This window comes from Kingella pumchi (assembly GCF_022288825.1).
Classification (GTDB): domain Bacteria; phylum Pseudomonadota; class Gammaproteobacteria; order Burkholderiales; family Neisseriaceae; genus Kingella_D; species Kingella_D pumchi.
In genome coordinates, this window is sequence record NZ_JAKOOW010000033.1 from 119,861 (window position 1) to 127,763 (window position 7,903).

15 protein-coding genes are annotated in these 7,903 nt (G+C 55.5%); all 15 read left to right on the top strand.

From position 1 onward, the window contains the following. The first annotated feature begins 23 nt into the window (after window positions 1-23). Complete coding sequence (locus MB824_RS09455; protein ID WP_238748254.1) at window positions 24-536, top strand: RusA family crossover junction endodeoxyribonuclease; 513 nt, start codon at window positions 24-26, stop codon at window positions 534-536. Then, window positions 529-1,125: a DUF1367 family protein gene (locus tag MB824_RS09460; RefSeq protein WP_238748255.1), complete on the top strand. Its 597-nt coding sequence runs from the start codon at window positions 529-531 to the stop codon at window positions 1,123-1,125. Before MB824_RS09455 ends, MB824_RS09460 begins: the two co-directional genes overlap by 8 nt. Next, on the top strand, window positions 1,125-1,421 hold the full coding sequence (locus tag MB824_RS09465) for a DUF1364 domain-containing protein (RefSeq protein WP_238748256.1): 297 nt from the start codon (window positions 1,125-1,127) through the stop codon (window positions 1,419-1,421). The genes MB824_RS09460 and MB824_RS09465 overlap by 1 nt, the downstream gene beginning before the upstream one ends. Before the next feature lie 20 nt (window positions 1,422-1,441). After that, window positions 1,442-2,116, top strand: a complete 675-nt coding sequence (locus tag MB824_RS09470; RefSeq protein ID WP_238748257.1) for a DNA-methyltransferase — start codon at window positions 1,442-1,444, stop codon at window positions 2,114-2,116. Between the two features lie 23 nt (window positions 2,117-2,139). Beyond that, on the top strand, window positions 2,140-2,691 hold the full coding sequence (locus tag MB824_RS09475) for a hypothetical protein (RefSeq protein WP_238748258.1): 552 nt from the start codon (window positions 2,140-2,142) through the stop codon (window positions 2,689-2,691). 76 nt (window positions 2,692-2,767) lie between these two features. Further along, a complete protein-coding gene (locus MB824_RS09480; protein WP_238748259.1) occupies window positions 2,768-3,496 on the top strand; it encodes a hypothetical protein in 729 nt (242 codons plus the stop codon). Window positions 3,497-3,946: 450 nt separating this feature from the next. Next, window positions 3,947-4,249 (top strand): hypothetical protein, encoded by a 303-nt coding sequence (locus MB824_RS09485; protein ID WP_238748260.1) that lies wholly within the window; start codon window positions 3,947-3,949, stop codon window positions 4,247-4,249. Between the two features lie 10 nt (window positions 4,250-4,259). After that, complete coding sequence (locus MB824_RS09490) at window positions 4,260-4,571, top strand: hypothetical protein (RefSeq protein WP_238748261.1); 312 nt, start codon at window positions 4,260-4,262, stop codon at window positions 4,569-4,571. Window positions 4,572-4,785: 214 nt separating this feature from the next. After that, the gene (locus MB824_RS09495; protein WP_238748262.1) at window positions 4,786-5,025 is read left to right on the top strand and encodes a hypothetical protein; all 240 of its coding nucleotides are present in this window, start codon (window positions 4,786-4,788) and stop codon (window positions 5,023-5,025) included. Then, complete coding sequence (locus tag MB824_RS09500) at window positions 5,022-5,477, top strand: NUMOD1 domain-containing DNA-binding protein (protein WP_238748263.1); 456 nt, start codon at window positions 5,022-5,024, stop codon at window positions 5,475-5,477. Before MB824_RS09495 ends, MB824_RS09500 begins: the two co-directional genes overlap by 4 nt. Window positions 5,478-5,501: 24 nt before the next feature. After that, entirely contained in the window at window positions 5,502-5,684 is a 183-nt protein-coding gene (locus tag MB824_RS09505) for a hypothetical protein (RefSeq protein ID WP_238748264.1), read from the top strand. Continuing rightward, on the top strand, window positions 5,681-6,418 hold the full coding sequence (gene bet, locus MB824_RS09510) for a phage recombination protein Bet (protein ID WP_238748265.1): 738 nt from the start codon (window positions 5,681-5,683) through the stop codon (window positions 6,416-6,418). Before MB824_RS09505 ends, bet begins: the two co-directional genes overlap by 4 nt. Window positions 6,419-6,448: 30 nt before the next feature. Beyond that, a complete protein-coding gene (locus tag MB824_RS09515) occupies window positions 6,449-7,048 on the top strand; it encodes a lambda exonuclease family protein (RefSeq protein WP_238748266.1) in 600 nt (199 codons plus the stop codon). Continuing rightward, complete coding sequence (locus MB824_RS09520; protein ID WP_238748267.1) at window positions 7,045-7,479, top strand: single-stranded DNA-binding protein; 435 nt, start codon at window positions 7,045-7,047, stop codon at window positions 7,477-7,479. Before MB824_RS09515 ends, MB824_RS09520 begins: the two co-directional genes overlap by 4 nt. Window positions 7,480-7,488: 9 nt before the next feature. Continuing rightward, window positions 7,489-7,830 carry a hypothetical protein gene (locus MB824_RS09525; RefSeq protein ID WP_238748268.1) on the top strand — a complete coding sequence of 114 codons (342 nt, stop codon included), beginning with the start codon at window positions 7,489-7,491 and terminating at the stop codon, window positions 7,828-7,830. Window positions 7,831-7,903 lie beyond the last annotated feature (73 nt).

The following is a 7,903-nucleotide window of genomic DNA, read 5'->3' on the forward strand; positions in this document are numbered from 1 at the left end:
CCTGAAAAACGAAAGGAACCCCGATGCAGCCTGAAAGCACCGAACTGCTGTTCCGCGTGAACGGCATCCCCCAAGGCAAAGCCCGCCCGCGCTTTACCAAAGCAGGGCGCAGCTACACCCCCGCCAACACCCGCCGCTACGAAGCAGACGTGCGCGAAGCCGCACTCAAGGCCGCCGCGATACAGGGCTACACCAAAGCCGACAAACACACCGCCCTGGCCGTCAGCGTCACCGCATGGTTTCCCGTCCCCGCGTCGTGGCCGAAAAAGAAACGCGCCGCCGCCATGGCCGGCGACATCTACCCCACCGCCAAGCCCGACGCCGACAACATCGCCAAAGCCATACTCGACGCCCTGAACGGCATCGCCTTCCACGACGACAAACAAGTCGCCGACTGCCGCATCGGCAAGCGCTACACCTTCCGCGACGACGACAGCCCCCGCATCGTCGTCCACATCGCGCCGATGAAAACCTTTGCCCAGCTGCGTGACGAAGCCCTTGCAGGCAGCCTGAAGGACGGAGTAGGGCATGATTGAAGCCGCCGTTGTCAAAACCCCCGCCGGCACGCTGGCAGCGGCCACCGTCGCCGACGCCGAAATCCTGCGCAGCCTGAAAGCAGGAAAAGCCTACCGCGTCAAAGTAACCCAGCTTTCCAACCGCAGCTACCAGCACCACAAACTCTTTTTCGGCGGCCTGCTGCCGCTGGCCTACGAATACTGGCAGCCCACCGGCGGACTAGTAACCCAAGGCGAGCGGGCGATGGTGCAGCGTTTCGCCCAACGCTTGGAAGCCATGCACGAAAGCGGCGGCCTGTTTCTCGAGTTTGCCGAAGAGTTTGTGCTGGGCGTCGCCAAAAAGCGCGGCGAAAAAGTGGGAGCCGTCTTGCAGAGCATGGAAGCCTTCCGCAAATGGCTCACCATCGAAGCGGGCTATTACGACATCTACGAGACGCCCGCCGGCATCCGCAAAGAAGCCAAAAGCATCAGCTTCGCCCAAATGGATCAGGAAGCCTTTAATGACTTCTACCGCGCCTGCTTCCAAGTAGCGTGGAACATGATGCTTTCGACCAAGTTTGAAAACCAAGAAGCCGCGTTAAGGGCGGCTGAAGAGATGATGGAGATGTGATGGGCGGAATCAGAAAAGCGGCCAAAGGGCAACGCTGCCAAGTGCGGCTGCCGGGCATCTGCAACCATAACCCTGAAACGGTGGTGCTGGCGCATTACCGTCTGGCGGGGACGTGCGGCACCGGTATCAAACCGTCCGATTTGCTGGGCGCGTTCGCCTGCTCGTCTTGCCACGACGCAATCGACGGCAGGATGAGAACAGATTTGACGGAAGATGAATTGAGACTGGCGCACGCGGAAGGCGTGATGCGGACGCTGGTTATTTTGGAAAAGGCGGGGCTGGTTCAGGCTGCCTGAAAAGTGATTAGGTATAAATAATGAAAAAACTCTTACAAGGGGACTGTTTGGATTTGCTCAAAACCCTGCCCGACGGCAGCGTGGATTTAATCCTGACAGACCCGCCCTATTATGTCGGCATGACCCATAACGCACAAAAGGCGACGTTTACCGATTTGTCCATGCTCAGGCCGTTTTTCATGCAGCTTTTCGGCGAATTTAAACGGGTGGCAAAGCAAGGGGCGTTTGTCTATGTGTTTACCGACTGGCGAACCGCTCCGTTTTTGCAACCGTTATTGGCCGACATGCTGGATATTAAAAACATGTTGGTATGGGACAAGATTGTCGGGCGTGTGTCGCCGCACTACCGAAACCAGCACGAGCTTATCCTGGTTGCAACTAATGGCAAAACTCAACGGAAGGTGTTCTCCGGCAACATCATCTGCGAAAAATCCTTTTCCAGCGGGGCGCATAGCACCAACGTCAAAATCCACCCGACGCAAAAGCCCGTGGAACTGCTGCAACGCCTGATTTTGGATGGCAGCGATGAGGGGGATACGGTGCTGGACTGCTTTATGGGCAGCGGTAGCACGGGCGTGGCGTGTGTTAATACAGGGCGGAAGTTTATCGGCATGGAGATAGACGAAGGCTATTTCAAGGGGGCGGAAGCGGCAATCGCGGATGCGGAAGAAAAACGGTGGCAGGGTTTGTTTTAGGCCGCCTAGGAACGGAGAAATGGATGTACCGCAATATAGACGAGTGCCTGCGGCAGGCCTACAAAATCTGGGCTGTGCGTATCGAACCGATGGGCAACACCGCCCAAGTCTGCGACTGGCTGCAGAGCAAAGGCGTCAAAGGCGGCGGCAGCGGCCTGACCCAGCACGAACACCACGCCCAAAGCGCGATGATTATCGCCCGCGTGCAAAGGCTGCTCGAGCCGGCCGAGTTGGCCGTCATCGAAATGCACTACACCGGCGGACTTAAGCTCGACGGCATTGTCGACCTGACTGCCCACATCGAGCGCCAAAACAACGGCGCCAACCTGCTTTTGTGCGATGCCCTGATCGGCAACATCTTCAGCGGCCGCCCCAAGCGCACCGCAATACAGGACAGGTTCGACATCTGTAAGCGGACGTACTTTTACAAGCGCAGGCAGATAAAGCAACTTATTGGCGACCTGTTTGCGTCGGCCATGTGCAAATTGTCCGGCGACTTCGAGCAGGCAGGCATCATCCGCCCGCCGCACATCCCGCAGCCAAACTGCAACGGCCTGCCGTTTCAAATCCCTTAATTTCCGCTTGTGCGCCGCCCCCGCTTTGGCTATTATCCGCGTTTACTTTATTTAACCAAACTTAAAGGAAACAGAGATGAAAAAACTTTTAGCCGTTACATTGGTAGCATTTTTGGCTGCGTGCACCGACCCAAAATCCATCGTACTAACCAAGAAAGAAGATATTGAGAAGCACGCAGAAGAGCTTGGGAAGTTATCCAGCGAAGAAAAGCAATTAGTTGTTGCCTATCTGCTTCGTGCCGAACTTGGCGGGGCGTTTGGTGGCGAAGGTAACGACAAAGCTGTTTACGGAGTAACAATTGGGGAAGCGATCGAAAAACAGAAAGCATTTATCGAAAAACAAAAAGCACTTATTGAAGCGCAACAAAAGCAGGAACTTGAGCAAAAAGCTGAAGAGGAACAAGCTAGAAAAGAGCTGGAAGAGAAACGCAAGCAGTTAAATGAAGCCGTCAGCGTGATTTTTGTTGAACACCACAGGAAAGAGGGGCAATTTTCATTCCAAAAATACGATATTTTCAGTTTCAAAATTAAAAACAATTCACAAAAAAATATCACCGGCATCAAAGGTACCACCGTATTTTTTGATAAGTTTGGCGATGAATTAACACGGCTAGAAATGAAAAACGACTTCCAAGACAACGGCGGCAAACTTGCAGCAGGCCAAGATTACACTTGGCAAGGGCAAAAGGATATATTGTTGCGTGATGACGAAAAACTTGCCGACACCCCAACGGAAGATCTGAAATTTGTTTATGAGCCTGATACCGTGTTATTTGAAGATGGTACATCCCTAACAGTTAAATAATGTAAAGCCCCAAAGCCGCCTGAAATTGGTTCAGGCGGCTTTTTTTGCGCCCACAAAAACCGCCTTGAAGGCGGTTTTTCTCATTTTAAGCATTAGCAAAAATATAAATATATTTTAAAACAAGAAAATAAAAAATAATTAGCGATTTGCTATTGCATGATATTTAGCAAATTGCTAATATTCACCCATCGCAACACCGCAGACACCGACGACCGCTCAAGACGCCGCAGGCCGGAGTGGGAAATCCGCCAAGTCAGTACGAGAAGCTTTAACGCCCCGGCCAGTTCCGGACAAGCGAAGCTGGTAAGGAATAAGTCGATAGCAGAACGAAGGAAGCCGCCGCGCATGTTCTTTAGATTCACCGCCTTTTGCGCGACGGCTTCGGGACTTTTTATCCAAGCAGCCTGAAACAGACTGCTTCAGTAAACAGTTTTGTCAGGAGAGAGACAGATGCACAACCCCTACGCTGAAGCCGACGCCCGCCACGAGCGCCAACTGGATGCCGCGCTGGCCGCCGAATTAGCCGCCATTGCCAACGCCGAATACTGGCTCGCCGACTGCGAAGCAACGGCAAGCATCCTGAAAGCCGAGTTTGTCGGTAACTGCGACGAAAACAACCCGCCGCAAATCGAACACTGGCACGAATGGCTGCTAGACGAAACCCGCCGCATCAGCCAGAAAGCCGAAGACGCCATGCGCTTGCTTATCGCCGGCGGCGCCCCCTTTACCACCCTAAATTTTTTGATTGATTAAGGAGCAAGAGATGAAACCCCTAGACCTAATCGCCGGCGCCGCCCTGTTTGCGGCGGTTTGCATCAGCAGCGCGCTGGCCTTTGATACCGAAACCGCGCACCACCCCGAAAGCATTTTCAGGCAGCCTGAAATTGGATTTATCGAGCCGGAAAACATCAAGCTCGAATGCGGCCGCCTGCCGCAGGCCGACCCCGACCGCCAGCCTGAATTGTGGATAGCGGTCCGCCAAAAAGCCGAAGACTGCGCCTTTGAAGAATACGCCCGCCAGCAGGCCGAAGTGTGGGAACAAGACCCCACCGCCGGCGTGGTGCTGGAGCCATAGGCGGTCATAGACCACCATAGGAGGTTAAGCGTAATCCGTACATCGCCTGAAAAACGCTCATCTGCTTATTCCATCCCAGCTGGGGGCTTATACGGCGTGCCCCATCCGTGAGTAGTGCAGGTATTTACCGAGCCTGCCAAACGTGTCAAATCGGTACAACCCGCAAACAGCCTGCCCGGCAGATTCAGGCTGGTTGCAACAAGGAGACAACGAAATGCTTACCGACAAGCAAATCCAAGACCTAATCGAGCGCCCCTACAAACAACCCGCCGCCATCGCCACCATTGCCGCCGACCTGGCCGACGAGACCATAGGCTTCCTGCACGGCAAAGTCAGCGCCGAATGCTGGGCGGAGATTATGGCGGCGCTCGAAGAAGCCGCCACCATCGAACTGAGCAAAGCCATCGACAGCTGGCAGGCCGAGCGCGAATGGGAACAAAGGAACGCCGCATGAACAGCTGGCTGATTCTGCTTGGCCACGAGCCACCACCACCCATCACCCACGGCCGCAAAGTCCGCCCGTTGGACGAAGTGCAAAAGTCCCGCCCCACCGGCAGGCCGCCGCATCGGGCGCGCCTGATCCACCCTGACGGCAGCATCAGGGAATTTGCCAGTATGGCAGAGCTGGCACGCTATATCGGCATCAACCCCACCACCGCCGGCTACATGGCGATGGACGGCCTGCCGGATGCAAAAGGCCGGCGCACCGAATGGATAGGCGAGCCACCGGAGAACAATAGCGCCATCCGCCCCGTCAAGGTGATTCACGCCAACGGCCGAACCCACACCTATCCCAGCGCCGCAGACGCTGCCAAAAGTACAGGCATACGCCTGATCACACTTTTCACCAAAATCAGCCAAGGCAGCCGCGACATCAAAGGCCGCCGCTACCAATACGCCGACTGATTCAGGCAGCCTGAAAGAAAGACCATGCAAGAACAACACTACTACCTGCGCCGATGCGGCGAAGAGTGGGAAATCGGCACGATGAGCGCCGTCAAACTCGACTTCAGCGGCGCCGCCCAATCCCGCACCCGCAAACCACTGCGCCGCTTCAGCAGCCAAGCCAAAGCGCAAGCGCATTTTCAGAAACTCACAGGAGCCACATTATGAGCATTGCCAACAACCAAGCCCTAGCCCTAGCCAAACAATTCAACATCCAAGGCGACCCCGCCGAACTGGTGCAAACCCTTAAAGCCACCGCCTTCAAAGGCAACGTTACCGACGCCCAGTTCAACGCCCTCTTGATTGTCGCCACCCAATACAACCTAAACCCCTTTACCAGCGAGATTTACGCTTTCCCCAGCAACGGCGGCATCACCCCCGTTGTCGGCGTGGACGGCTGGGCGCGCATCATCAACGGCAACCCCAACTTCGACGGCATGGACTTCCAGCAGGACGGAGAAAGCTGCACCTGCCGCATCTACCGCAAAGACCGCAGCCATCCCATCGTCGTAACCGAATACATGGACGAATGCCGCCGCAACACCCAGCCTTGGAAATCCCACCCCCGCCGCATGCTGCGCCACAAAGCCATGATACAGGCCGCCCGCCTTGCCTTCGGATTCACCGGCATTTACGACGAAGACGAAGCCGAGCGCATCAAAGACGCCGGCGACGGCATCAAACCCGAAGAGACCAGCCCCTTTGCCGGCCAAACCGAACACCCCGAGCGCCAAAGCCTGCTGGCCGAAGCCCAAGCCCAAGCCCAGCGCGGCACCGACGACTACCGCGCATGGTGGCAGAGCCTGTCCGCCGAGCAGCGCAAAATCATCGGCACCGACGAACACGAGCGCCTAAAAGAGCTTGCCGCCGAAACCATCGTTGCCGACGACATCCCCCAGTAGGCAGCCTGAAAAAACCAACACAGGAACCCCATGCAACAACGCACCGAAGAATGGTTTGCCGCCCGCTGCGGCAAAGTAACCGCCAGCCGCATGAAAGACATCATCGCCAAAAGCGACACCGCCGCCTACCGCAACTACCAAGCCGAAATCATCAGTGAGCGCCTGAGCGGCCGCTCCGCCGAAAGCTACAGCAGCCGCGAAATGCAGCGCGGCACCGAACTGGAACCCAAAGCCCGCGCCGTGTACCTGCTCGAAACCGGCAGCGACGTCAGCGAAACCGGCCTGATACTCCACCCGATCATCGCCAATAGCGGCGCATCCCCCGACGGCCTAGTCGATAGCGACGGCCTGCTGGAAATCAAATGCCCCAACACCGCCACCCACATTGATTTTTTACTGCACCGCCAACCCAAGCGCGAATACATCCTACAGATGCAATGGCAGATGGCCTGCACCGGCAGACTATGGTGCGACTTTGTCAGTTACGACGACCGCCTGCCCGAACCCCACGCCTACGCCTGCATCCGCATCATGCGCGACCCCGAAACCATCGAGCGCCTAGAGCAGGCCGCCGCCGACTTTCTCGCCGAAGCCGAAGCCATCATCAAACAACTGGAGCAACGCCCATGACCGTAAACAAAGTAACCCTGATCGGCCGCCTCGGCCGCGACCCCGAAACCCGCTACATGCCCAACGGCGAAGCTGTCTGTAATTTCAGCATCGCCACCGACGAAAGCTGGAAAGACCAGCAGGGGCAGAAGCAAACCCGCACAGAATGGCATGCCGTAACCCTTTACCGCCGCCTTGCCGAAATCGCCGGCCAATACCTGAAAAAAGGCAGCCAAGTCTATCTCGAAGGAAAAATCCAAAGCCGCAAATACACAGGCAAAGACGGCATCGAGCGCACCGCCTACGAGATTATCTGCCACGAAATGAAAATGCTCGGCGGCAACGAAGCCCACATGCAGCCTGCCCCGCCTGCAAACCAAGAACCGCCACCGCCGCCCGCCGCACGAAATGCAGCGCCACCGTCAGATGACGATAGCGGCATCCCATTTTAGGAGCAAATTATGAATCAAGAATTGTTGATTTCAAAGAAAGTCCGCTACAACAACTTAGAAGCCGAAATCAAATACCTGAAAGAAACTATATCGCAAAAAGAATGCGCGCTGCTGGAAATCGGCCGGCAGATTTTTGAAGAAGAAACAGGTTGGAAGTTCCGTGAAACCATACTTACCAATAAAAACGGCAATGTAAAAATGAAAGTCATGTTGCAACGCGCAGAACTGCGCAATGGCGAATTTACCGTCATTGGCGAAGTAATGAACAAACATGGCGGGTTTTCCGGAAGAAACAGGATTATCACGCCGGCGGATTATACGGAAGTGAAAACAAATGACACAGCAATTTAAATTTGGCGACCGCGTGCGAAACGAAGAAGGAAATGAATTTGTTTATCTTCGTGGGTATTTGTCCTCCTGTACC